This is a genomic window from Sphingopyxis sp. C-1, assembly GCF_001047015.1.
Lineage (GTDB): Bacteria > Pseudomonadota > Alphaproteobacteria > Sphingomonadales > Sphingomonadaceae > Sphingopyxis.
In genome coordinates, this window is the sequence record NZ_BBRO01000001.1 from 2357187 (window position 1) to 2382375 (window position 25189).

Below are 25189 nucleotides of genomic sequence, written 5' to 3' on the forward strand. Positions count from 1 at the left end.
CGAAATGGGTTTGCGCTGCGGCGCTTTGCCGCGTTATGGACGGCCTAATTGGTTAATAGTCGAGGACCTAACGGCAGATGATAATGCGTCAGATCACTTTCCTTGGAGCGGCAACGGTCGCGCTTGCGACGGCAATGCCCGCAGCGGCGCAGGACAATACCGTCGTCAAGCGGGTCGAGCGGCTCGAAAAGGAAATGCGCGCGGTTCAGCGGTCGGTCTTCCCCGGCGGCAGCCCGACATTTTTTGAAGGCGAGATCGCCCCCGACAACACGCCCGGCGAACGGGCTCGCACCAACGCCCCGGTTATCGACCTGACAGCGCGCGTCGACGCGCTCGAATCCCAGTTGCAGGCGCTGACCGGCCAGACCGAACAGAATGCCTTCCATCTGCGCGAACTCGAAAAGCAGTTCACCGCATACAAGGCTGAGATGGACAAACGCTTCGCCGATCCGGCAGCAGCGGTTACCGAACCGGCCGCGACACCCGCAAGCCTCGCCCCGACGGTGAAGCCCCCCGCCGCCGCGACGACCGTTGCAGCCGCGCCGACGAAGAAGCCGGCCGACAAACCTGCTGCGAAACCCGCGGCCACCGACGCGGCGCGGCTCGCACTCGTCAAGAAGGTCGAGGTTCCGGCAAGCGGCAACGAGACCAAGGATGCTTATGACTATGGCTATCGCTTGTGGGAAGCGAAGCTCTACCCCGAGGCTCAGGCGCAGTTAAAGACTGTGGTCGCCAAATGGCCGAAAAGCAGCCAGGCGAGCTTTGCGCAGAATCTGCTTGGCCGCGCCTATCTCGACGAAGGCAAGCCCAGCTTGGCCGCAGTCGCCTTTTATAACAATTACAAGGATCGCCCGAGCGGCGCGCGCGCACCGCATAGCCTGATGTATATGGGTGTTGCGCTCGACAAGCTTGGGCGCAAGGCCGACGCCTGCAAGGCGTTCCGCGAACTCGACGAAGTCTATGGCGACAAGGCGCCACAGGATGTCCGGACCGATGCTGCCGCCGCAAAAGCAAAAGCAGGCTGCTGATCGCGACGTCGCCGGCCGACTGGCCGGCGATCTTCTCGCGCTCTTGGGCCCAGGCTGGCACCGGCTCCATTATGGCGTCGCTGTGTCGGGCGGACCCGACAGCATGGCGCTGCTCTGGATGATGGCCTCGCTTCTCCCTGGGCAGGTGTGGGGGGCGACTGTGGACCATGGCCTACGCAAGGGCTCTGACGAAGAGGCGCGGATGGTTGCGGGGTTCTGCGAGCGCGAGCATATTCCGCATTCGACCCTGCGCCCGCCGTCGCCGATCAAAGGCTCTCAGCAGGCGGCCGCGCGCACCGAACGCTATCGCCTGCTCGAACAATGGCGCGAGGCAAACGCGCTCAACCATATCATCACCGCGCATCATGCTGACGATCAGCTGGAGACGATCGTCATGCGGCTCAACCGCAGCAGCGGTGTCGGCGGGCTTGCCGCGATCCGCGCGAAGAATGGCGTCATCCTGCGTCCGTTGCTCCACTGGCGGCGCAGCGAACTCGTCGAACTGGCGCTCGAAAACGACCTGCCCTTCGTCGACGATCCCTCGAACAGCGACAATCGCTTTGACCGGGCGCGGCTGCGCCATGCGCTTCAGTCGCAGACAGCACTCGACCCCTCCGCCGCGGCGAAATCGGCCGCCTGGCTCGCCGAGGCGGACGAAGCCCTGGATTGGGCGGTCGAGCGGCTGATCGCGTCCTGGCCTGACGCCTCGGATATCGCCGTCATCCGCAACGACGACTATCCGCCGGAGATGTTTCGCCGCATCGTCGCGCTTCGCCTGCGCGCCAACGCGCCGCAACTCGTACTCCGCGGCGCTTCTCTCGACGGCGTGATCGCAGCCATGCACGAAGGTCGCCGCGCGATGGTCGGCGCGCTACTGATCGACGCCGTTCGCGGCCTCGAAGGGACGATTTGGCGCATTTCCGCGGCGCCACGCCGGAAAGCGGCGAAAAAGGGCTGATTGCCTCATTGTCATTTAACCGGATTATCCTATCTTGTCCTGGATCAGCTTCGCATGCGTGCGCGACGATAGGAAAGATTCCGAATGCAGGACGACAAGGAACCGCAGGGCAACCCCTGGATGAAGAGCGTGATGATCTGGAGCGGCATATTGCTTGCTATGCTCCTTGTCGCCTCGATGTTCGGCGGTGCTGCCCAGCCGGTCGGCAATCCCCTTGCTTATTCCGAGTTCCGGCAAAAGGTCGAGCAAGGCGCGGTCAAGGACGTCGTCCTTTCCGAAGACAAGGTAACAGGCACGCTGTCAAACGGCGACCGCTTCACCGCGAATGTCGTGCGTGACCCCGAACTGCTCAAGATGCTTAACGACAATGGCGTCAAATATGACGGCAAGCCGACGGAAGTGCCCAATTTCTGGATGTATATGCTCGTCCAGTCGTTGCCGTTCCTGCTGATTCTCGGCATCGCCTTCTTCGTTTTTCGCCAAGTCCAGAAGAACAACGGCTCGGGCGCGATGGGTTTTGGCAAGTCGCGCGCGAAGATGCTCACGGAAAAGCAGGGTCGCGTGACCTTCGACGATGTCGCCGGCATCGACGAAGCGCGCGAAGAGCTGGAAGAAATCGTAGAGTTCCTTCGCGACCCCACCAAATTCTCGAAGCTCGGCGGTCAAATCCCGAAGGGCGCGCTGCTCGTCGGTTCGCCTGGCACGGGCAAGACGCTGCTCGCCCGTGCGATCGCGGGCGAAGCTGGCGTTCCCTTCTTCACCATTTCGGGTTCGGACTTCGTCGAGATGTTCGTCGGCGTGGGTGCAAGCCGCGTCCGCGACATGTTCGAACAGGCGAAGCGTAATGCGCCTTGCATCGTCTTCATCGACGAAATCGACGCTGTCGGTCGCCATCGCGGCGCCGGCCTCGGCAATGGCAATGACGAGCGCGAGCAGACGCTGAACCAGCTTCTCGTCGAAATGGACGGCTTCGAAGCGAACGAAGGCATTATCATCGTCGCGGCGACGAACCGTCCCGACGTGCTTGATCCCGCCCTCCTCCGTCCGGGCCGCTTCGATCGCCAGGTCGTGGTGCCGCGTCCCGATATCGAGGGCCGCCAAAAGATCCTCGAAGTCCACACCCGCAAAAAGCCCCTCGCTCCCGACGTCGACCTGCGCCGCGTAGCGCGCGGTACGCCGGGCTTCTCGGGCGCCGATCTGGCCAATCTTTGCAACGAAGCGGCGCTGCTCGCGGCGCGCAAGGGCAAGCGCCTGATCGCGAATGACGAGTTTGAAGAGGCGAAAGACAAGGTCATGATGGGCGCCGAGCGCCGCTCGATGGTCATGACGGAGGATGAGAAGAAGGCGACCGCCTATCACGAAGCCGGTCACGCGCTCGTCTCGCTTCACGTCGAACACAACGACCCGCTGCACAAGGTGACGATCATCCCGCGCGGCCGCGCTCTGGGTGTGACGTGGAACCTGCCAGAGCGCGACCGTTATTCGCATAATATGAAGCAGATGAAGGCGCGTCTCGCGCTGTGCTTCGGTGGCCGCATTGCCGAACAGTTGATCTATGGCAAGGACGAGCTCAACACCGGCGCGTCGAACGACATCCAGCAGGCCACCGACATGGCGCGCGCTATGGTCATGGAATATGGCATGTCGGACAAGCTCGGCTGGCTGCGCTACCGCGACAACCAGGACGAGGTCTTCCTCGGTCACAGCGTATCGCGCGCACAGAATATGTCGGAAGAGACGGCAAAGCTGATCGACGCCGAGGTTCGCCGCCTTGTTGAAGAAGGCGAAAAGGTCGCGCGCAAGGTGCTGACCGACCATCTCGACGAACTGCACCTGCTCGCCGGCGCGCTGCTCGAATATGAGACGCTGTCGGGTGAAGAAGCGAAGCGGGCGATCAAGGGCGAAGACATCGGCCGCGAGGACGATGCGACCAAGCGCGGTACGCCTGTCTCGGGCCACGCCGGCGGCATCCCCCAGATCAAGCGCAAGCCCCGACCCTTCGGCGATGCCAATCCCCAGGGGGCATAGGCTTCAGGCCTAGCCCCCTCGATTCAGGGACTATTCATTGGATGGGGGCAAGTTGCGGCATATGACCAAAGGGACATATGCACGCCTCTTGCCCGCCCTGCTGGCCGCGCCCCTTCTGTGCGCGATGGCTCCAGGCGATATGAGCGTCGCCGCGTTTCTGGCGCGTGCGTCGTCGCTCGAACGGCTCGGCCCGCTCGCGCTGGCGACCCCGCAGGGCAATCAGCTCAAGGGCGAAGTGGTGGCCGCGGGCAAACGCTATAAGGCACGGATCGACGCCCAACGCCGCGCCGGCCGCAAGACGACAAGTTGCCCCCCCGAATCTGGAAGCCTGACCCCCGATCAATGGCTCGCTCACCTTCGCAGCTATCCCGTTGCGTCGCGCAAGTCAGTCAGCGTCTATTCTGCGTTCGATGCGCTGATGAAGAAACGCTATCCCTGCCCCGCCTGATGCGCCAAAGGAGCGGAAAGGACCGAGGGAGACCGCAATGATCGGTAAAGCGTGGAAGAGCATGGCGATCGCGGCGTTGCTCGCCGCAGGCGTCCCCGCAGCAGCGCAGGGCAGCGGCGCGCTGACCAGCAAGATCGAGCTAGAGAAATCGGTGCCCGCGACCGCCGACCAGCCAGCGCAGAAGACCTATATCGCACCCGATGTCGTCGTCCCCGGCGACCGCGTCCGCGTAACCCTCACCTTCACCAACAACGGGGCCCAACCCGCGTCGGGCGTCATCCTCGTCAACCCGATCCCGCAAGGCCTGATGTTCGACGACACCGCCGACCCCGCCGGATTCGGCGTTTCGGCCGACGGCGGCAAGATTTTCGCAGCGCTTGCGGCTCTGACCATTCCGGTTGAAGGCGCAGCGCCCCGCGCGGCGACCGCCGCCGATGTCACACATGTCCGCTGGCTTTGGCCCGACGCGATCGCACCCGGCCAGAGCCGCTCGGTCGCCTTTTTCGGCCGCGTGCGGTAACGCCGCGGAATGACGATCTATTGCGATGAATCGGGTGGGCTCAACGCGGGGGTAATGACCTTCTCTGCGGTGATGCTGACACCCAAGGCTGCAACCGAAATTCACGAGCGTTTTCGCGGCGTGACCGGGCTGCGCGGAGAGCTCAAGGGGAGCCGCATCAGCATCGTCGAGCGCGCCTATCTGCTCGAACTCTTCGACCGCGCGGGCGGCCGTGCCTGGGTCGCCGTCGCCGAACGCGACAAGCTGGCGCAGAATCCCGGCGGTACTTTGCCCAGCGATCTCGCGCTCTATGGCGCGCTGCTGAACAGCGCCGTCGGCCACTGGCTTCCCGAAACCGGCGGCGTCTGTACCGACGTGGTGATCGACGACGGACGCTATGATCCAAAGATTCTTGCGCATGTTCGCGAAGAGATTCAGGCAGGCCTCGGCCAATGGGGGCGCGCCTCGCTCGCCGACAGCCGCCGCAGCGACGGCGTCCAGATCGCCGATGTAATCGCAAACAGTCTGTTCAATATCACCATTGGTTCTCCGCGCGCGCACCGCATCCAACGCATTTTCGAACCGATGTTCGCGTCGAAGGCGATCCGCGTCGCCGAGCTCACCAAAATCCCATAACAAAAGGGCCGCAGTTTCCTGCGACCCTTTTGCCGATTTGATTTTCGAAACGCTTATTCGAAGTCGCTGCCGCCACCGGCGGGGCTGCGCGGCGGCGCGGCGGCGGTGAGGCGAAGCGCTTCGGCCGAGCGGCTGATCGAGCTGATTTCATCGGGCGTATCGTCATCGTCGACGACGACCTTCTGCATCGAACCGACGAGCGTTTCCTTGAGGTCCTTGGGACGGATCGTCTGCTCGGCGATCTCGCGCAGCGCCACGACGGGGTTCTTGTCGCGGTCGCGGTCGACGGTCAGCTCCGAACCACCCGAGATTTCGCGGGCGCGGTGTGCCGACAGCAGAACCAGGTCGAAACGGTTGGGAACTTTGTCGACGCAATCCTCGACGGTAACGCGGGCCATATTGTTTCCTTAGGTATAGGAGAGGCCAGCCCTTTGGAGGGGCGTGGCGGCAAGCGCTGCGCGCTAGCAGCCCCGGCCCGATATGTCAATCAAATGGCCGCCCTTGCGGGGCTTGCAGATGCCAGCCTATGAGCATGTCATGACCGACGCCTGCCCTTCCGCCGCACTCGACCAAAGGCTGACGGCGGACGTGGCGGGTCACCGGCTCGAATTGCTCTTCGACGGCGGCGATCGGCTGACGCGGCTGCTCGACCTGATCAACGGCGCCGCACACAGCATCGATATCATCATGTATATTTTCGAGGGCGATGCGGCGGGACGACGCATTCTCGACGCCTTGTCGGTCGCCGCCCGGCGCGGTGTCCGCGTCCGCGCCGTCATCGATAGTTTCGGATCGGGGGATACACCCGACAGCGTTTTCGTACCGCTGCGTGACGCCGGCGGCAGCGTGACCTTCTTCTCGCGCCGCTGGCGCTCGACATATCTGATCCGCAACCATCAGAAACTGATCCTGATCGACGAATATATTGCGGTGACCGGCGGCTTCAACATCGCCGACGACTATCTGAGCCCACCGCGCAGCGACTGTTGGTTCGATATAGGCATGATCATCAAGGGGCCGACCATCGCGCGGGCGGCGCAATGGTTCGAGGAAATTCACGATTATGCCGTCAACGACGACGGCAAACTGCTGATGCTGCGGCGGCTGATCCGCGAATGGCCGGTCGACGGTGGTGCGGTATCATGGCTCGTCGGTGGACCAACCCAGCGGCTGTCGCCTTGGGCGCGCGCGGTCCGAACCGATCTCGAAAACGCGCGGCAACTCGACATGGCCATGGCCTATTTTTCCCCGGGTCAAGGGATGCTCCGCCGGCTTGGCCGGGTGGCGCAGCGTGGTCGGGCGCGATTTATAATGGCCGGAAAGTCTGACAATCCGGCGACGATCGGCGCGTCGCGCCTGCTCTATGGCTATTTGCTGCGCAAGACCGCCGCTGTCATGGAATATCAGCCGTGCCGCTTGCATATGAAGCTGATCGTGATCGACAATGTCGTCTATATTGGATCGGCCAATTTCGACGTCCGCAGCCTGTTCGTGAACGTCGAGGTGATGGTGCGCGTCGCCGACGCGGGCTTTGCCGAAAAAATGCGCAATTTCCTCGCGGGTCTTCGTCCCGATTGCGAGGTGATCACGCCGGAATCGCACAAGGCGCGCGGCACCTGGCTAACGCGCATCCGCTGGACGCTTGCCTGGTTTGTCGTCGGTTTCGTCGACTATACGGTATCGCGAAAGCTCAACTTCGGGCTCGGCGACCCCGATCCCGAAGTCTGAGCGCGGCAGCTTAGTCTTTCCAGCCCCAGAAAAGGAAGCACGGCGGGACGTTGACCCATTCGAACGCATTGTCGATGCGATTGAAATGCGCCGCGAGGAAGTCGCGCGCGCGGGCACGGAACTGATAGACCAGGAAAGCGCCGCCGGGGCGCAGCACGCGGTGCGTGGCGGCCGCGATGGCCGGGCCGACACCCGCGGGCAAGGTCGAGAATGGCAGGCCCGAGAGGACATAGTCCGCCTGTTCAAAGCCGTGCGCACGCACGATATCCTCGACATCAGCCGCCGAGCCGTGGACCGCGATGAAGCGGCTGTCGCGAATATCCTTGCGCAGATATTCGATGAAATCCTCGTTGGTGTCGATCGCGATCAGCGTTGCGTCGCCCGCCATCCGCTCGAGCACGGGACGGCAGAAGGTGCCGACCCCCGGGCCATATTCGACGAACAGCTTCGTGTTTTTCCAGTCCACCGGCCGCAACATGTGACGGATCAGCGTCGGCGACGACGGCACAATCGATCCCACCATGACCGGGTGCTTGATAAAGCCCCGGACGAACATGCCCCACGGCCCGAAAAAGCGCTTAAAGCCCTCGCGAACCCGACGGGCCAGCGGAGCTTTCGTTTCTTGGGCCTGCGCCCGCGGATTGGTCATGATGGCTTTCGCGTTGTTGCGGTTGCCAAAGGCGTGGCAAAAACGACGCGTGGGCGCAAGGAAAGAGTCTGTCTTGACTCTGGACAGCGGGGCGCCCGCGTGTAGGAGAAGGCGGCGTTACCGACCATGAACTAGGAGGGGGCGAACATGGCGACGACATCGCATTCCATCCCCTCCGACCGCATGGCGGTGCTTTTTGCGGTGATGCTGGTCGCCGCCGCGGGCAACACCGCGATGCAATCGATCCTGCCTTCTATCGGTGCCAAATTGCGCATCCCCGACGTCTGGGTCAGCCTGGCGTTCAGTTGGTCGGCGCTGCTTTGGGTGCTCACAGCGCCGCATTGGGCGCGCCAGTCGGACAAGCGCGGTCGCAAGGCATTGATGGCGCTGGGGGTGGTCGGCTTCCTGTCGTCGATGGCCTTGTGCGGATTGACTCTCTGGGCCGGGCTTCAGGGCTATCTTGCCGCCGGGGTCACCTTCATCGTCTTCGCGGTGTTTCGCAGCCTTTACGGCGGCTTCGGTTCGGCGTCGCCTCCTGCGGTACAGGCTTATGTCGCCGCTCGCACCGATCCTGAGCAGCGGACGCAGGCCCTTTCGCTCGTTTCCTCGTCGTTCGGGCTCGGCACCGTCATCGGGCCGGCGATCGCGCCCTTCTTCATCCTGCCTATCGTCGGCCTCGCCGGCCCATTGCTCGTCTTTGCGCTGATCGGCCTTGGCGTGCTCGTCATGCTGCGCTGGCGCCTGCCCGACGACATGCCCCGCTATGCCGCGCGCGGAAATATCGCAGCCTATCCTGCCGCCGCGGGCTCACCCGAAGCCGCAACCGACGAGAGCGAAGAGGAGGTCGTCGATCCGTCGGCAGCCGCTGCCCCTCCGCTTCGCTGGACCGATACGCGCGTCCGCCCATGGCTGCTCGCCGGGCTGTTCGGCGGGCAGGCACAGGCGATGGTGCTGGGCGTGATCGGCTTCCTGATCCTCGACCGCCTGCACCTGCGCCTGCGTCCCGACGAAGGCGCGGCGATGACGGGGATCGTTTTGATGGCGGGCGCTTTTGCGACCCTGCTTTCGCAATGGGGCCTGATCCCGCTGCTCAAAATGTCGCCGCGCACCGCCGTCCTCTGCGGTGCCAGTCTTGGCGGATTGGGGACGGTGATGACCGGTCTGTCTTATGACTTCCACGGGATCATCATCGGCTTCGCGCTCGCCTCTCTGGGCTTCGGGCTGTTCCGTCCGGGCTTTACCGCGGGCGCGTCGCTATCGGTGCCGCGCCGCGATCAAGGCAGCGTCGCGGGCATGACCGCGTCGATCAACGGGTCGGCCTATATCGTATCGCCTGCGGTCGGCGTGCTGCTCTATAATTGGCACCCGATGGTCGCGTACGGCCTGATGGCGGGCTTTTGTGGCTGGCTGGTCCTGTGGGGCTGGTCGGCGCTGAAACCGAACCAGCCCAAGGAACAAACGCTTTAGTCGGTCGTGTCGTCGTGCTTGCGCTCGCGAACGGGCTTGAGCATGCCGGGTGCGAAAAAGCCGATCGGATCGGCGCTCATCGCAGCCTGCTTGATCTCGCCCTGGATCTTCTCATAATCCTTCTCCATCGCCTCGGTAACCGAGGCGCGGGTGTCCTTCAGCGCGGTTTCGAAATCTTCCATCGTCACCGTATCGCTGTCGAGCGAACGCTTGAGCGCGGCAAGACCGGCGCGGCGCGTCAAATCCTCCAGATCGGCGCCGGTGAAACGATCGGACTTCTCGGCCAGGACCGCAAGGTCGACGTCCTTCGCCAGCGGCATCTTGCCCGTCTGGATTTCAAGAATCCGCTTACGCCCTTCGGCATTCGGCACCGACACATAGATTAGTTCGTCGAGCCGCCCGGGACGCAGCAACGCCGGATCGATGAGGTTCGGACGGTTGGTGGCGCCGATGACGACCACCGACTGCATCTCCTCGATCCCGTCCATTTCGGCGAGGATCGTGTTGACGACGCGCTCGGTCACCTGCGGTTCGCCCGACGTCCCGCTGCCGCGTGCGGGCACCAGGCTGTCGAGTTCGTCGATGAAGATGATCGTGGGTGCCACCGCCCGCGCACGGGCAAACAGGCGCGCAATCTGCTGCTCGCTCTCGCCATACCATTTGGAAAGCAGGTCCGACGATTTGATCGAGATGAAGTTTGCATCGGATTCGCGCGCCGCCGCCCTTGCCAGCAAGGTCTTGCCGGTCCCGGGCGGACCATAGAGCAGGAAGCCCTTGGCGGCGCGGATGCCGAGCCGGCGGAACGCCTCGGGATTTTTCAGCGGCAGTTCGATTCCTTCGATCAGCTTGTCGCGCGCGGCGTCGAGCCCGCCGATGTCGCTCCAACGCGTCTTTGGCGCCTGCACCATCACTTCGCGCATTGCCGAGGGCTGGACGCGCTTCAGTGCATTGTTGAAGTCCTCACGCGTCACGCGAAGCTCTTCGAGCACCTCTGCCGGGATCGTCCCTTCAGCAAGATCGAGCTTCGGCATGATCCGCCGCACCGCCTCGATCGCGGCTTCACGCGTCAACGCTGCCATGTCAGCGCCGACAAAGCCGAACGTTGTGCGCGCAAGCTCCGCAAGATCGACATTTTCGGCTAGCGGCATGCCCCGAGTGTGGATGCCCAGAATTTCGCGGCGGCCGCTTTCGTCAGGAACGCCGATCACGATCTCGCGGTCGAAACGGCCAGGACGACGCAGCGCCTCGTCAATCGCATCGGGGCGATTGGTCGCAGCGATCACGACCAGGTTGGTTCGCGGCTCCAGCCCGTCCATCAGCGTTAGCAATTGCGCCACGAGCCGCTTCTCGGCCTCACCCTGTACCTGCCCGCGCTTCGGCGCAATCGAATCGATCTCGTCGATGAACAGAATCGAAGGTGCGGCCTTGGTCGCCTGCTCGAAAATGTCGCGCAGCCGCTTTTCGGACTCGCCATAGGCGCTGCCCATGATCTCGGGGCCATTGATCAGAAAGAACTGCGCTTCGCTTTCGTTCGCGACCGCCCGCGCGAGCCGCGTCTTGCCAGTTCCCGGCGGGCCGTGCAGTAGCACGCCACGCGGCGGATCTACGCCAAGGCGACGAAATAGTTCGGGATAGCGCAGCGGCAGCTCGACCATCTCGCGCAGCTGGTCGATCGTCTCGCCCAACCCACCAAGATCATCGTAGGTGACATCGGTCCTACGTGCGTCCTGCGGTTCCTGATATTCGGGAAGCAGCTCGATTTCTGTATTCTCGTCGATGAAGACCACGCCCTTGGGGCTGGCCGACACAACGAGCAGACGCACTTCGGCCAGCGCATAGGCGGGCGCGTTGAGCATCTGCCGGAGTTGCGGCGGCATATTCCCTGATTCAAGCCGCTGCTGCCCAGCGGTCGCGACCGTATCACCCGCGACGATGGGGCGGCCAAAGAAGCTGCGCTTCAACGCATTCGCCGAACCCTGTAGGCGCAAATTCTCCTGTGCCGGCGCGAACACGACGCGCGCAGCAGGGCGCGCTTCGACGCGGCTCAATTCGACCATATCGCCGGCACCGGCACCGGCATTGGCGCGCTGCAGACCGTCGAGGCGAATGACTTCGAGCCCCTCATCTTCAGCATAGGGCAGCACGACGCGCGAGGCGGTCTGCCGCTTGCCGCTAATCTGGACGATATCGCCTTCGGTGACACCCAATTCGGCCATCGCCGAGCGCGGAATGCGCGCGATCCCGCCGCCACTTTCCTCGGCGCGGGCGTTCGCCACCTGCAGTTTCACCAGTTTTTCCTTTACCGCTGCGTCGGCCAATACGCGTCTCCCGCAAAATAGTCAGAATGCGAAGATAGGGCGGCGGTTCCCGATTTGCGACCCCCCCAATATTCCGCGAACCCCGCCATTTTATGACGCACCGCACAAAATTCTGGCATGTGCGCCGAGCCCATGCCATCATCGTCGACCGATATGCCCCGCCTTCCTCCTATCAGCAGCATGGAAGCCTTTCTGGAGGTTGCCCGCCATGGCACGGTCAAGGCGGCGGCGATTGAGCTGGGCCTGTCGATGCCCGCGCTATCGCGTCGGATCCAGACGCTCGAACATGCCGTTGGCCGACCGCTCTTCAACCGCCATCATCACGGGCTCAGCCTGACCGAAACCGGCCGCGCGCTGCACGAACAATTGTCGCCGATTCTCGACGAACTGCGCACGGTGATCGAACAGGTCGGCAGCCCCGACGCGTCGCTTCGCCTGCACCTCAACGTCCTGCCGCTCTTTGCGCAGCAGCGCTTATTTCCGCGCCTTCCCGAATTGCGGCGCAAGCATCCCGAACTGCATATCGATATCGACACCATGTCGCATGCCGAAGCACGGCTCGGCGAAGGCATTGATGCCGCGATCGCCCTCGCCCGCTCGATCGATCCCGTGCTCTATGCGGCGCGGCTCGATCAGGACAAGGTGTTCCCGATTGCGTCACGGACGCTGACCGACGGCAACCGCCCGATCGCCGTTCCCGAACAGATGCAGCGGATGACCATCCTGCTCCACCGCGAGATGCCCGAGACGTTCACCGAGTGGAAGAAGGCGATCGGCATGCCCTATCTGGAGCCGGCAGGGATCGACTATTTCGATTCGGGTCCGCTGATGCTGGAGGCCGCGGCGCAGGGCATTGGCGTCGCCTTCATGCACGGCCACCATTTCGACGACGCGCATGATCCGCGCCTCGTCCGCCTGTTCGATTTCGACGTCGACAGCCCGTACAGCTATTGGTTCGTGTGCCGCCCGCGCGCGCTAAGGCAGCCGGCGGTGAAGCTTTTCCACGACTGGTTGCTGGCGGCGAAGATATAGGGATTTAAGGGCTATCCGACAAAACCGACGCGAACCGCAACACGGACACGTTCGCTTACGCGCAATCCTCCGCTTTTCGTAACCAGAATCTTGATCGGTTGGCCGGGACGAAGGAAATCGGCAGTTCGCACGGACTTCTGGACCCGAATCGCAAAATTCGGAGATACATGCGTCAGCCTCGGCTTCAGATTCTGCGAAACGCCGTTGACGAACACATCAGCCTCGATCGTCCCCACGTGGCTACCGGGAGATCGGACGCTCCCCGTTATCGTCACACTATCGATCCAAGAGTTGCCCTCGGGGATAGACCAGCCGCCCTGAACCGACGACAAATGTGATGGATCGAGCCACTGCTTGCCGTCCGTTGGGGAAAGCTCCATTTCATAGAAGTAGGTCTCGTGCCTCGCCGCAATGGAATTGCTGACATCCTCGATCGCCCGTTGAAACGCGTTCCCGGTGCCCATAGTCAGAAACGCGGTTACAACACGGCAATTTCGAGCCCCAGCGGCAAACGTGACAAAGTCTTCCGCCTCTGCGGACCCCTCATAAGTAACATTGTCAAATCGGATAGAGTTGGCCCGCGCCTCGGTATAGGTGATGCTGTCGCCCCGTGCAAAGCTATATGGCAAGCCGTACGGCAAAATGACGTCGCCGGTTGCAGTGTCGAGCATTATGACAGGAAGCGAATATCCTGCGTTGGCTCCCGTATTAACTGTTATGGCCCCGGAACCCTCCAATTTTGTTCCTGCCAAACCGCGAACTTTGAACCCGCCCGCTCCCGCTCCTATAAGACTAGTGATCGGCCCGGTATAACTTCTCGCGCCATGTCCGAAACGAATTGCCGCCTTATAGCAAATTTCCAGATTAATATTGCTGCCAACCATTCCGGCGGCGCCACGAATATCGAGCCCATAATCGACCGAAGCGATATGGCGCAAATTGCTAAATATCCAGCGGTTAGGTGCGATACTTCCGGAAACGGGCAAGGATTCGAACAAGATACCGATCCTCCCGTCTCTCGGAACCGGATTACTTCCGCCCGACAAGCGAACATTGTCCACAACCCCATAATAAGGGCAAGGAGGGTCATCCAGACCTTTTACATGGATTCCTATCTGCGCACCTTCCAGCAGATCGATTGATGTATCGCGAAGCAATGGACTGTCACAGTTCTGGAAAGCGAACGCTGTGCGTCCAATTCCCGAGAGTCGGATATTGCCTCCCGTAACGCGAGGGCGAGCAATGGCATGATTGGCGCCCCTTGTGCCCCAGCCATAAGAAAATAATCTTTCGGCGGGATTGGCCTCGATCCAAGTTCTCCGAATATCAAGATCCACCTCATCGGTAACCACATAGCTGCTGGTACCGAGATTCATTTTCATGCCCGGAAAGGTGATCGTTCCTCCGGGATAGGGCCGCCGAGCAATAGCGGCAAGAGCGGCGGCAAGCGCGCTTCCATCATCCACTTTGCCATCTCCCCGAGCACCAAACTGCTGGGGTGTTATGACCATTGAATTCTGATCGTCTGCAAATGGGGCCGCTCCGATACCATCCACCTCTCTTTCCGCGGCTACGGTCGATGAGCTTCGTTTCGGCAGCAGGGCGGGCGTAACAGCGGTCAGCGCGGCAGCGCCCACGATAAGCCGGCGCCGGCCAGGATTATGGCGATCGGACATGAGGAGAGCTCCCTTCGGTCGCCATCATGCACGAGCTGGCGCTAGGCACCAACTTCCAATGAGACGGCCCGTTAAAATGGTGGAGAAGCAGTCGGGCGTCCGATGAAGTTCATGCTGAACGATATGCAACAAAATATTCGTCACAGGTGCCCGAAACGCGAAGAAGGGATACCCGCAGCAACGATCGCCGACAGAAAATGGTGCTGCTGGACAGGATTGAACTGTCGACCTCGTCATTACCAATGACGCGCTCTACCACTGAGCTACAGCAGCAACCGATATGCCCCCGACGCATGTTCGCTGGGCAGGCGCGGCCTATGGCGGGACCTCCTCCGCCTGTCAAGCTGCGAGGCTTGACGATGTGGCGATTTGGCGGGCATGGCCGTTTGCGTGAGCAAGACGCCCTCCCCCGCCGATATCGAACGCGAACGCCGCCTTGCCGAGGCGCTGCGCGCCAATCTGCGCAAACGCAAGGCGCAGGCGCGCGAAGCGAAGGTGGACGATACGCCTAAAGACTGACGGTAACCGTCACCTCGTCGCCTTCGACGATTCCCTCGGCCTTGCGCACCGCGCCCTTGACCGGGAGCAGCCAGCCGCCGCTTTCGCGGTGCGGGAACACCGACGTACTCCAGCTTGTGGCACCGATCGTCGCCAAGACCTTTGCCGAGCCGAATCCCTTGCGTCCATCGAGCCACTGGCCCGAGATCGCGGCCAGCCGGATGCCGTCGGCGACGTCGCCAGCGATCGTCACGAAAAACCAGGCGGCGGGCGCCGTCGCCGACTGCCAGCGCCAGAGCGGCGTCGTGACGGTAAAATCCTCCAAGGCGTTATTTCGCGGGGACTGGGCGCACGGGCACGGGGATATTGCAGATATCCGCGCCGCCCGCGGGCTTGATGAAAAAGGGATCGCGACGGTTCTGCCGCGCATCGGCGTAACGCGCGAAGCTGTCGCTTTTCGTCGACATATACTCGAATTTGGGCTGTTCGGCCGTGGGCAACTCGTTGGCAATGCGGATCGAGGCGATCTGAGTACGCTCGGCGTCAGTTTTATAGAAGCCGAGTGCCTCCGTTCCCCGCGGCAGGCTCGACAGATATTCGATCCCGCTGATCACGCGGCCGACAACCGCGATATTGCGATCCAGATGCCGCGGCGCATGACCGATAACCGCATAAAGCTCCGCTCCCGACCCAGTGTCGGGCGACATGTTACGGCCGACTCCGACCATGCCATAACAATGGACGGGCCAGACATATTTCCCGCGGTCAAATATTTCATCGGCTTTCGTGTCGCCGGCTATCGCCACAGGCCAGCCTTTCCAGAACATGGTGCCATCCGCATAGGAATCGTCGCGGATAATGGGTCCTCCCTCAAAGCGCTCAGGACTGCGCCATGCCGCTTTGAGGGTCGTCGTGTTGGTCTTGGGACTCTCCCAGTAGGTGATTCCGTCCAACGCCAGCGAATAGGAATCTTCGCTCATTACCGCCAACCCCTTGGGCAACGCCTTCTTCTCGGTCGCGTCACCCCATTGCGCGACATAATTGTCCTGGACGCGGTTGACGCTCGTTCCGTCCCACCAGTGCGCGGCGGCGAGCTTGCGGATGTTGCCGATCCATCCTTGGCTGAAGGGCGCGAGCATCAATTGGATGATGACGCGGCGCGCCTTGCCCTTCGCATCGGGCGCAAGGTCCATCACGAGAAGATCGGACGGGGCGATAGCGACCCAGTCGCTTGCCGGCGCCGCGGCTACGATCTCTCCCGGCGACGGAATTGCCGCCGGCTCTTCGGCGAAAGCGGGCAGGATGAGCGACACGGCGGCGGCGGCCGTCAGGAGCAGATGTTTCATGGCCATTGTCTGCCATGCCCAATCGGCTTGCGAAAGCCCCGCCAAGCGATTAGGGCGCGCCTTCATCCAGTGCATGCGGAGCGGTGGCCGAGTGGTCGAAGGCGCTCGCCTGGAAAGTGAGTATACGTCAAAAGCGTATCGAGGGTTCGAATCCCTCCCGCTCCGCCATCCATCCAATAGCCCGGCACACTGTGACCTTCAGGCCACAGTCTTGCGCGATTCGTGTCGCGCCGTCGCTTTCCGCTCACCCTAATCCTTTTCGCAAGCGTTGCAGATGCGGTCGCCGGACTCCGTCCGCCGACCCACGACATATGCCTGAAAAATAACAGGAGGAGAGGATGATGACCAAGTTCGAGCTTTTTGCCCGGTCGGGAACGGCCGGCATTGCCATCGCAGCGGCCTTGGCGGGGGCTTCGCCCGGCAACGCACAGCAATCGGAACAAATACCGCAGGATAGTGCGGCGGAAGCGTCTGGCGAAACCATTGTCGTCACGGGCTCGCGCATCCGCCGCGACCCGCTCGATCAGGACGCTCCGATCGCCCACATCGGTCAGGAGGATATCGCAAAGACCGGCCTCAACTCGGTCAACGACGTGCTCCAGCGCCTGCCGAGTTCGGGCGGCGGTCTCAACAGCAAGTTCAACAACAGCGGCAACCTCGGCAACCCGCCCGACGGCGGCGGCGTCGGCGCCGGCGCGGCCGAAATCGACCTGCGCTATCTCGGTTCGCGCCGCGTCCTCGTGCTCGTCGACGGCATCCGTTATGTGAACGGCGCATCGGCCAGCGGCGTCCCTGGCTCGACCGACCTCAACTCAATCCCCGAAAGCGCGATCGAACGGATCGAAGTGCTGCAAGACGGGGCTTCGGCGATCTACGGCTCGGACGCGATCGCCGGCGTCGTCAACATCATCACCAAGCGCAACCAGGAAGGGCTTCGCGCCAGCGCGCAGGTCGGCGGCTATGGCCAAGGCGATGGTTTTACCAAGAGCGCGCAGGTCAGCTGGGGCAACGGCCGTGGGCCGACACAGATCGTCGTCGGCGCAAACTATGTCCATCAAAGCGGCGTCCTTGCCGGCAGCCGCGATATCTCGCGCTTCCCGGCGCCCTATTCGGACACCTGCCTTGACGGCGGCTGTTCGGGCTTCGTCCCGCTCGGCCGCTTCGCAGTTTTCGGCAACGACCTGACGCTGCGCGGCCCGGTAATCGGCCGCAATCCGGTCTATAACGCTGGAAATCCGACCGATCCGGCAAGCGACTTCAAGGCTTTCGGTGATGCGGACCGCTTCAATTTCGGCCCGTTCAACTATTTGCAAATCCCGGTCGAGCGATATGGCGCCTTCGTCAATGCCCGGCAGGAACTCAGCGACAGCATCAACTTCTCGGTCCGCGGCATATGGAATCAGCGCAAGTCGAAGAACCAGGCGGCCCCCCTGCCCTTCGGCTTCGGCGTTGCCGCGGGGCTGACGCCGGTGCTCGACGCGATCACCGTCGACGCCAGCAACCCCTATAATCCATTCGGGGTAACGCTCGATTCGACCAACACCGATTTCGTCTATCGCCGTTTCGTCGAGGGCGGCCCGCGCCGGTTCAATCAGTCGGTAACGACGATCTATGGCGTCGCGACGCTCGATGGCAGCTTCGATGTCGGCGGCGGCAAATGGTATTGGGACGTCAATGCCGCCTATGGCCGCAACAAGGCCAAACAGACGATGTACGGCAATATCAACTCCGATCGCCTGCGCCGCGCGCTCGGGCCGGTCGCCGACTGTACCGGCGAATGCGTGCCCTTTAACATCTTCGGCGGGGTCGGCTCGATCACGCAGCCGATGCTCGACTATGTCATGTTCGACCAGCGTGATCGCAGCCGCCAGTCGACCTTCAGCGCCTCGGCGAACGTGACGGGCAGCCTGTTCGACCTGCCCGGCGGCCCGCTCGGGGTCGCGATCGGGGTCGAATATCGCAAACTGAAAGGCAGCTTCGACCCCGACCCGATCGTCGCGGCGGGCTTCAGCTCGGATATCCCGGCATTGCCGACGCGCGGCAGCTATAATGTCAAGGAAGCCTATGCCGAACTCAGCGCGCCGATCCTGTCCGATACGCCCTTCTTCGACCTGCTCGAATTGACCGGCGCGGTGCGCTGGTCGGATTATTCGACCTCGGGCTCGACAACGACGCTGAAGGGCGGCGTGAACTGGAAACCGGTACAGGATCTGCGCCTGCGCGCTTCTTATGCCGAGGGCTTCCGAGCGCCATCGATCGGCGAATTGTTCGGTACCCAGTCGCGCTTCGACCAGTCGATCAACGATCCCTGCTCGACCTCCACCACAGCGGGCCAGAACTGGAGTAACAACACGACCGTCCGCGCCAACTGCATCGCGCAAGGCGTACCGACCGCAGGCTATGCGCAGGCCAACCCGCAAATCTCGGTCCTTGTCGGCGGCAATCAGGATCTGGCACCCGAAAGCTCGCGTAGCTGGATCTTCGGCGGCGTTTATAGTCCGGGTTTTGTTCCCGGCCTGTCGTTCGAGGGCAATTATTACGACATCAAGATCAAGGGCGCGATCCAGTCGGTGAATGCCGAAATCACGCTGGCGCAATGCGTCGGACAAAATGACTCCGATGCTTGCGCGCTCGTTACCCGCGCGCCGGGCGGCCAGCTTACCTTTGTCGAAGGGTTGCTCCAGAATATCGCCGGAATCCGAACCACAGGCATCGACCTCAACCTGACATATCGGACGCAGGAGACGTCCGCCGGCCGGTTCGGCTTTACCTGGAACAACACGATCCTGACCAAATATGATGTGATCGTGCCAACCGCCGACGGCCGCCTCGTCGTCAGCCGCGAGGGGACCGAACAGGGCAGCCCCAGCCAGACTTTCCCGAAATGGAAATCGGTCGGCATCCTCGATTGGGACGGCAAATCGATCGGCGCGACGCTGACCGGCCGCTACGTTTCGGCGATCCGCGAACCGCTCGCCGACGACAACAAGATGAAGGCGCGCTTCTACACCGATTTCCAGCTCCGCTGGTTTCCGGAAGATGCGCCCGACGCATTCGGTTTTGCGCTCGGCGTGAACAATCTGTTCAACGTGAAGGCGCCCGGCTGCATCAGCTGCGACCTCAACAATTTCGATCCGACCGCTTACGACCTGCCTGGCCGCTACTACTACGTTCGCGCCAGCTTCAAGATGTAGGCGCAACTCCGGGATAAAGCTCGGCACGCATGCCGCCGCGTTTCAAAACGCTGTGGTATGCGTGTCAGCCGTCACGTTCGGCGTGCTTACCAGAACCGTTTGGTGTCGATGAAATCCTCATACGCATCGGCTGCGGCTTCGACGAGCCTTGCTCGCTTGCCATTGCCGCCCAATTCGTCCGCGCCGGGGCTTTCCGCAATGCCAAGCCTGGTCAACAGAGCAGGTGCGGTCGCAAGATCGTTGAGCGCGCCGAGTTGGTCCTGCAACGCCTCAAGCGTCTTGATGAAGCGCTTGTACCGCCGTTTCTCGCCTTTGCGCTCAAACAAAGGGGCGAAGAACTCTGCTGCATAACGCAGCTTCTTCGCACTCTTCCGGACCTCATGCCGCATTTCATCATCGAGAGCGGCGAGATTGCGTCCCTTGCGTTTGACCTTTCGCCGAAACCGATCGAGCGCCTTCGCCGCAAAGTCGCGCGCTGGCCGGTTGGCCTGACGCTCACCGCCAGCCTCCTCCTGCCAATTCGCCGTAGCGATCCACGCCGTCACATCGAACATCAGCGAGCGCGCCCGCGTGGCAGAGAGGAGTTCACACACCTGATCGTAGGCGGTTTCGCGCATCGCCGCTATCCGCTCGTACAACGGTCCACCCTCGGCGCGCTTCAACAGCACGTCGAGATCGCGCGCGTTGCCCAGTTCCGATGCCAGCCAACGCAATTCCGCTCGCAAATCCATGGCCGCATCTCCGACCATCGGCTTGAAGATGGAGAAGGCCGACCGAAGGCGGCGCAGCGCCACGCGTGCCTGATGCAACGCGTCGGCATTCCGGTTGGCGAGCAGAAGGGTTTCGTTGAGCCGGAACTGCCGGATGCACGATTGCACAATCAGCCCAAACGCCTCTCCAGCCGTGGTGTCGCCGCCGAGTGTCACGGCATGCGCCGAAACCTTTGTCGGTGCCGTCTGGATCAGCCGATAACCGCGCTCCGACTTGCTCAGGACCCCAAGGCGTAAGGGCACGATAGCGTCGATCCGGCGTGCGAAAGCGAAAAGCGCGGCGGGATCGCCCGCCTTCAGCTCAAGTTCGATCTCGCACACCGGCGACCGGCGATCGCCGACCATGATCTGGCCGCGATCGAGGACCAGTTCGATGATCGCGTCGCCTTCGACGATGTTCCATTTTCGGCGGTCGATCTCCACCTCAAAGGCCGGGATGATGGCATCGACCTTGTCGGCGAGCAGCGATGGAAGCGGCGTCGCATAGTCGAGGACCGGCGTGTCGCTTGCCACCGCGCGCTCCCATTCGGATCGAATGAAAAGGCCGGCGGCGCTGACACCATCCGCCTTGATCGTCTGTATCCGCTTCTTTCCCGACCGGCGGATACGGAGCGAAAAGCCAGCGTTCGCGACGTCATGATCGGGCGTATCGAAATAGATCGATATCTGGCGCACGCTCTTGGCGGCGCCCGCCAGCAAATCCGACGCGGCGAATTTTTCCCCGTCTTCGCTCGCAATTTCGAGTTTCAGCTCGACCTCGTCCGCCATCTGCACTGTCTCCGGATATCGGGTGTATCTTGCGAATTTGACGATCCGGCGGCTCTTTATAGCAAGATGCGGCCCGCTGACAGTGTTTGACACGGCCGCTCGCCGACGCCGTCAAGCTGACGCCGACCCGAAGTCCGCTTCGTTCTATATGGATGGTGAGAAACCCGCTCTTCCGACCGCATGGGACAATGGCAGGAGGGGAATGGCGCACCCGGAACGATTCGAACGTCCGACCCTCAGATTCGTAGTCTGATGCTCTATCCAGCTGAGCTACGGGTGCGTGGAGAGGCGCCTTTAAGACCCGTTTGGCGGGGGCGCAACCCCCTATTTCGGATTTGTGACCGTCCGGCACGACGATTGGCGGCGGACCGCGTCGAGGGCGCCAATTTCCGTGGGGTCTTTCAGCAGAAGCCGGATCAGCGCGATCCCGCGATCATGACTCGTACGGACAATTTCGGCGCCCGCGGGGACAGCCTGCCCCTGACGTGCGACGATGATTCGATATGGCTTGCCGCCCGCCTCGACATCGTTGCGCACGAAGATGACGTCGGTCGCGGCGTCGAACAGGCTGAGCGAGCTGTAACGCCCCGGTGCCGGCGCCACGTCGATGGCCACCGGCCCCTTCGACAGATCATAGGGACAGCTCGAATAGGCAAGGTCGGGACTGGGCCGCACGACGGGCTGGCGCTCGGGCGTCGCGAGATTGCCGTAGGACATGCTGTTGACGCCCCCCTGCCCCAGCCGGTCCATCGCGACATTCATCAGCCCATAGGGAATATATGCGATCGCCGCCCATGCCGTCGCCGCTGCGACGACCAGGCCAAGGAGGATGGGACCAAGCCATTTGAGCATCTCAGCATCCCTCCTTGACGAGGCGCGGCAGCGCGGCCTTCGCCGGGTTCGCACGGAATGCCTTGCCGGGATTATACATACGAAGCGTCAGTTGGAAGGGCTGCCTCTTTATACCGGGCAGCCAGGCACCGTCCGCGGGCTTGTCGGGCGATATGGTGACGCGCCACTCGCCCTTGCCGTCGAGCGCGACGTTGGCGCCGTTGACCGACCATATGCGCCCCGGATTATCGACGAGATAGCCTTTGTCGTCATAAACCGTCACGCTCCACCAGCGCGCGTCGAGCGGCTTGCCCGACAGGCTGTAACGGCAATTGCCGTCGAGCGCCGCGCCGGCCGCATCGCTTTTCGCCATCCAATAGATGGTTTCCTTGGCCGGCAGCGCGAGCAGGCCCGAGCGCGCGACCATGGCGCGCGTCAGCGGGTCGGTGGCCTTCGTGCCGTAACCGAGCGAAGTCGTCCACGGCCCGTTCCGGATTCCTCCGTCGCCAAGGCCGCCGTTGGTAAGCGCCCATGCGCCCCCGAGCCCCACCGCCAATCCGCCCACCAGAGTGATCGCATAGCGGTGCCAGCTCTTCATGCGCCCTACCCCCTTTTAAGCGCCGCCTGAGCTGCCGCCAGACGTGCGATGGGCACACGGTAGGGCGAGGCACTGACATAGTCGAGGCCCGTCTTTTCGCAGAAATGGATGCTCGGCGCATCGCCGCCATGCTCGCCGCAAATGCCTAGCTTGACCGCCGGACGCGTGGCGCGGCCGCGATCCGCCGCGATCTCGATGAGCTGACCGACACCCTCGACGTCAAGGCTGACGAATGGGTCGGTCAGGAAAATCCCCTTGTCCACATATTGGGTGAGGAAACGCCCGGCGTCATCGCGGCTGATGCCGATCGTCGTCTGCGTCAGATCGTTGGTGCCAAAGCTGAAGAATTCGGCCGTCTCCGCGATCTCGCCAGCCATCAGCGCAGCGCGGGGCAGTTCGATCATCGTGCCGACGAGATAGGCGATCTCGCGCCCCTTTTCGGCGAAAACCGCCTTCGCCTGGGTGTCGACGACTGCCTTCATCAAGTCGAATTCGCGGCGCGTCGCCACCAGCGGGATCATCACTTCAGGAATCGGCGCAGCGCCCGTTTCGGCGGCAACGTCACACGCCGCCTCGAAAATCGCGCGGGCCTGCATCTCGTAGATTTCGGGATAGGTGACGCCGAGGCGGCAGCCGCGGTGACCGAGCATCGGGTTGAATTCATGAAGTTCGTTCGCACGCGCCTTCAGCGCTTCGATCCCCACGCCTGCCGCTTCAGCGACATCGGCGAAATCTTCCTCACGCGTCGGCAGGAATTCGTGGAGCGGCGGATCGAGCAGACGGATCGTCACGGGAAGCCCCGCCATCACGCCGAAGATCGCAGCAAAATCGCCGCGCTGTTCGGGCAGCAGCTTGGCGAGCGCCGCACGGCGGCCGTCCTCGCTGTCCGCCAGGATCATCTCACGCACCGCCGTGATGCGCGCAGCGTCGAAGAACATATGCTCGGTGCGGCACAGACCGATACCCTCGGCGCCGAAATCGCGCGCGACCTGCGCATCCTGCGGCGTTTCGGCGTTGGTGCGCACCTTCATGCGGCGGACCTTGTCGGCCCAGCCCATCAAGGTACCGAAGTCGCCGACGAGTTCGGGGAGCAAGGTCGGAACCTCGCCCGCCATCACTTCGCCGGTCGAACCGTCGAGCGTCAATATGTCGCCCTCGCGCAGTTCGCGTCCCGCAACGCGCAACACGCGCGCATTGCCGTCGATCGACAGCCCGCCTGCGCCCGAGACGCAGGGACGCCCCATGCCGCGTGCGACGACTGCCGCGTGGCTGGTCATCCCGCCGCGGGCGGTCAATATGCCCTTTGCGGCGTGCATGCCGTGAATATCTTCGGGGCTGGTTTCGACGCGAACCAAGATCACCGCCTCGCCCATCGCGGCCGCCTTTTCGGCGCTGTCGGCGTCGAACATGATCTTACCCGATGCGGCGCCGGGGCTTGCGGGAAGCCCCTTGGTCAGCACGTCGCGCGATGCATTGGGGTCGAGCGTCGGGTGGAGAAGCTGGTCGAGCGCGCCCGGATCGACCCGGCCGACGGCTTCTTCTTCGGTGATCAGCCCCTCGGCCGCCATATCGACCGCGATCTTGAGCGCGGCCTTTGCGGTCCGCTTGCCCGAGCGCGTCTGCAACATCCAAAGCGTCCCGCGTTCGACGGTGAACTCGATGTCCTGCATGTCGCGGTAGTGTGTTTCCAGCGTATCGAAGACGCGGCCGAGTTCCGTGAAGGTCTCGGGCATCGCCTCTTCCATGCTCAGCGGCTTGGCACCGGCATTCTCGCGCGCGATCTTGGTCAGATATTGCGGCGTGCGGATGCCCGCGACGACGTCCTCACCCTGTGCGTTGATCAGCCATTCGCCGTACCAGGCGCGCTCACCGGTCGCCGGGTCGCGCGTGAACGCCACGCCCGTTGCCGAGGTGTCGCCCATGTTGCCGAACACCATCGCCTGCACATTGACCGCGGTGCCCCATTCGCCGGGGATCGAGTTCAGGCGGCGATAGACTTTCGCGCGGTCGCTTTCCCAGCTTGCGAAGACGGCGCCGACGGCGCCCCAAAGTTGGTCGTTCGGTTCCTGCGGGAATGGTGCGCCGGTCTCGCGCTCGACGATCGCCTGATATTCCTTGACCAGCGCCTGCCAGTCTTCGGCCGACATCTCGGTGTCGAGGTAAAAGCCTTTGTCTTCTTTGGCGATTTCCAGCGCCTCTTCGAACTCGGCATGGTCGAGCCCCATGACGACGTCGGCGTACATCTGGACGAAGCGGCGATAGCTGTCCCATGCGAAGCGCGGATCGCCAGAGGCTTCGGACAGGCCGACGACCGTGCGGTCGTTGAGCCCGAGGTTAAGCACGGTGTCCATCATGCCAGGCATCGACACCCGCGCGCCCGAACGGACCGACACAAGAAGCGGGTCGGCGGCATCGCCGAACTTTTTGCCCGTGATGCCCTCGATATGCGCAATACCCGCCGCGACATCCGCGACCAGCCCGGCCGGGAATTGCTCGCCATTGGCGTAATATGCGGTGCAGACGTCAGTGGTGATCGTAAAGCCCGGGGGCACCGGCAAGCCGATCGAGGCCATTTCGGCGAGGTTCGAACCTTTGCCGCCCAGCAATTCCTTCGAGCGCTCGGCCGTCGTGGCCGCGCCGCCGAACAAATGCACCATCTTCGTCATCATATACTCCTGCTGCCCCGGGGAGGAGGTTGCGGCTGGATAGGGTGGAGA

Annotated in this window: 21 protein-coding genes and 3 tRNA genes; 12 read left to right on the forward strand and 12 right to left on the reverse strand. The window is 62.8% G+C overall.

What is annotated here, in order from left to right:
* Positions 1-77 precede the first annotated feature (77 nt).
* From SC1_RS11090 to SC1_RS11115, 6 genes are all read left to right on the forward strand, one after another.
* The gene (locus SC1_RS11090) at positions 78-1028 is read left to right on the forward strand and encodes a tol-pal system YbgF family protein (protein ID WP_062181439.1); all 951 of its coding nucleotides are present in this window, start codon (positions 78-80) and stop codon (positions 1026-1028) included.
* Positions 982-1986, forward strand: coding sequence for a tRNA lysidine(34) synthetase TilS (gene tilS / locus SC1_RS11095; protein ID WP_083435798.1), 1005 nt, complete (start codon positions 982-984; stop codon positions 1984-1986). The genes SC1_RS11090 and tilS overlap by 47 nt, the downstream gene beginning before the upstream one ends.
* 84 nt (positions 1987-2070) lie before the next feature.
* A complete protein-coding gene (gene ftsH, locus SC1_RS11100; RefSeq protein WP_062181442.1) occupies positions 2071-4014 on the forward strand; it encodes an ATP-dependent zinc metalloprotease FtsH in 1944 nt (647 codons plus the stop codon).
* Positions 4015-4138: 124 nt separating this feature from the next.
* Positions 4139-4462 carry a hypothetical protein gene (locus SC1_RS11105; RefSeq protein WP_238586660.1) on the forward strand — a complete coding sequence of 108 codons (324 nt, stop codon included), beginning with the start codon at positions 4139-4141 and terminating at the stop codon, positions 4460-4462.
* Positions 4463-4499: 37 nt separating this feature from the next.
* Positions 4500-4982 carry a DUF11 domain-containing protein gene (locus SC1_RS11110; RefSeq protein ID WP_062181448.1) on the forward strand — a complete coding sequence of 161 codons (483 nt, stop codon included), beginning with the start codon at positions 4500-4502 and terminating at the stop codon, positions 4980-4982.
* Between the two features lie 9 nt (positions 4983-4991).
* A complete protein-coding gene (locus SC1_RS11115) occupies positions 4992-5597 on the forward strand; it encodes a DUF3800 domain-containing protein (protein WP_062181451.1) in 606 nt (201 codons plus the stop codon).
* A gap of 53 nt (positions 5598-5650) precedes the next feature.
* Here SC1_RS11115 and rpoZ read toward each other — a convergent pair whose 3' ends face one another.
* Positions 5651-5995 (reverse strand): DNA-directed RNA polymerase subunit omega, encoded by a 345-nt coding sequence (gene rpoZ, locus SC1_RS11120; protein ID WP_062181454.1) that lies wholly within the window; start codon positions 5993-5995, stop codon positions 5651-5653.
* Between the two features lie 139 nt (positions 5996-6134).
* Here rpoZ and SC1_RS11125 point away from each other — a divergent pair, with 139 nt between their 5' ends.
* A complete protein-coding gene (locus SC1_RS11125; RefSeq protein WP_062183986.1) occupies positions 6135-7325 on the forward strand; it encodes a phosphatidylserine/phosphatidylglycerophosphate/cardiolipin synthase family protein in 1191 nt (396 codons plus the stop codon).
* Positions 7326-7335: 10 nt separating this feature from the next.
* On the opposite strand, the gene SC1_RS11130 is transcribed toward SC1_RS11125, so the two are convergent.
* Positions 7336-7974 (reverse strand): class I SAM-dependent methyltransferase, encoded by a 639-nt coding sequence (locus SC1_RS11130; RefSeq protein WP_152682371.1) that lies wholly within the window; start codon positions 7972-7974, stop codon positions 7336-7338.
* Between the two features lie 147 nt (positions 7975-8121).
* Here SC1_RS11130 and SC1_RS11135 point away from each other — a divergent pair, with 147 nt between their 5' ends.
* Positions 8122-9441 carry an MFS transporter gene (locus tag SC1_RS11135; protein WP_062181456.1) on the forward strand — a complete coding sequence of 440 codons (1320 nt, stop codon included), beginning with the start codon at positions 8122-8124 and terminating at the stop codon, positions 9439-9441.
* Here SC1_RS11135 and SC1_RS11140 read toward each other — a convergent pair.
* On the reverse strand, positions 9438-11759 hold the full coding sequence (locus SC1_RS11140) for a CDC48 family AAA ATPase (protein ID WP_062181458.1): 2322 nt from the start codon (positions 11757-11759) through the stop codon (positions 9438-9440). The two genes, SC1_RS11135 and SC1_RS11140, sit on opposite strands and share 4 nt — an antisense overlap.
* 153 nt (positions 11760-11912) lie before the next feature.
* On the opposite strand from SC1_RS11140, the gene SC1_RS11145 reads away from it, so the two are divergent.
* The gene (locus tag SC1_RS11145; RefSeq protein ID WP_062183992.1) at positions 11913-12791 is read left to right on the forward strand and encodes a LysR substrate-binding domain-containing protein; all 879 of its coding nucleotides are present in this window, start codon (positions 11913-11915) and stop codon (positions 12789-12791) included.
* A gap of 11 nt (positions 12792-12802) precedes the next feature.
* On the opposite strand, the gene SC1_RS21860 is transcribed toward SC1_RS11145, so the two are convergent.
* Together SC1_RS21860 and SC1_RS11155 are read right to left on the reverse strand one after the other, a co-directional pair.
* The gene (locus SC1_RS21860) at positions 12803-14467 is read right to left on the reverse strand and encodes a hypothetical protein (RefSeq protein ID WP_152682372.1); all 1665 of its coding nucleotides are present in this window, start codon (positions 14465-14467) and stop codon (positions 12803-12805) included.
* 198 nt (positions 14468-14665) lie between these two features.
* Positions 14666-14740: transfer RNA gene (locus SC1_RS11155), tRNA-Thr, on the reverse strand.
* 117 nt (positions 14741-14857) lie between these two features.
* On the opposite strand from SC1_RS11155, the gene SC1_RS22555 reads away from it, so the two are divergent.
* Positions 14858-14986, forward strand: coding sequence for a hypothetical protein (locus tag SC1_RS22555; RefSeq protein ID WP_274520245.1), 129 nt, complete (start codon positions 14858-14860; stop codon positions 14984-14986).
* Here SC1_RS22555 and SC1_RS11160 read toward each other — a convergent pair.
* Together SC1_RS11160 and SC1_RS11165 are read right to left on the reverse strand one after the other, a co-directional pair.
* The gene (locus SC1_RS11160; RefSeq protein WP_062181464.1) at positions 14976-15290 is read right to left on the reverse strand and encodes a DUF1905 domain-containing protein; all 315 of its coding nucleotides are present in this window, start codon (positions 15288-15290) and stop codon (positions 14976-14978) included. The two genes, SC1_RS22555 and SC1_RS11160, sit on opposite strands and share 11 nt — an antisense overlap.
* Positions 15291-15294: 4 nt before the next feature.
* Positions 15295-16311: a peptidylprolyl isomerase gene (locus tag SC1_RS11165; RefSeq protein WP_062181467.1), complete on the reverse strand. Its 1017-nt coding sequence runs from the start codon at positions 16309-16311 to the stop codon at positions 15295-15297.
* 77 nt (positions 16312-16388) lie between these two features.
* On the opposite strand from SC1_RS11165, the gene SC1_RS11170 reads away from it, so the two are divergent.
* Together SC1_RS11170 and SC1_RS22560 are read left to right on the forward strand one after the other, a co-directional pair.
* Positions 16389-16479 (forward strand) — tRNA-Ser (locus tag SC1_RS11170).
* 173 nt (positions 16480-16652) lie between these two features.
* Positions 16653-19505 (forward strand): TonB-dependent receptor, encoded by a 2853-nt coding sequence (locus tag SC1_RS22560; RefSeq protein ID WP_062183995.1) that lies wholly within the window; start codon positions 16653-16655, stop codon positions 19503-19505.
* Between the two features lie 86 nt (positions 19506-19591).
* On the opposite strand, the gene SC1_RS11180 is transcribed toward SC1_RS22560, so the two are convergent.
* The 5 genes from SC1_RS11180 to ppdK form a co-directional block, all read right to left on the reverse strand.
* Positions 19592-21043: a CHAD domain-containing protein gene (locus SC1_RS11180; protein ID WP_062181470.1), complete on the reverse strand. Its 1452-nt coding sequence runs from the start codon at positions 21041-21043 to the stop codon at positions 19592-19594.
* 203 nt (positions 21044-21246) lie between these two features.
* Positions 21247-21323: transfer RNA gene (locus SC1_RS11185), tRNA-Arg, on the reverse strand.
* Between the two features lie 44 nt (positions 21324-21367).
* A complete protein-coding gene (locus SC1_RS11190; protein ID WP_062181473.1) occupies positions 21368-21895 on the reverse strand; it encodes a DUF1254 domain-containing protein in 528 nt (175 codons plus the stop codon).
* 1 nt (position 21896) lies between these two features.
* Positions 21897-22472 carry a DUF1214 domain-containing protein gene (locus tag SC1_RS11195; RefSeq protein WP_062181476.1) on the reverse strand — a complete coding sequence of 192 codons (576 nt, stop codon included), beginning with the start codon at positions 22470-22472 and terminating at the stop codon, positions 21897-21899.
* Between the two features lie 5 nt (positions 22473-22477).
* On the reverse strand, positions 22478-25138 hold the full coding sequence (gene ppdK, locus SC1_RS11200) for a pyruvate, phosphate dikinase (protein ID WP_062183998.1): 2661 nt from the start codon (positions 25136-25138) through the stop codon (positions 22478-22480).
* Positions 25139-25189 lie beyond the last annotated feature (51 nt).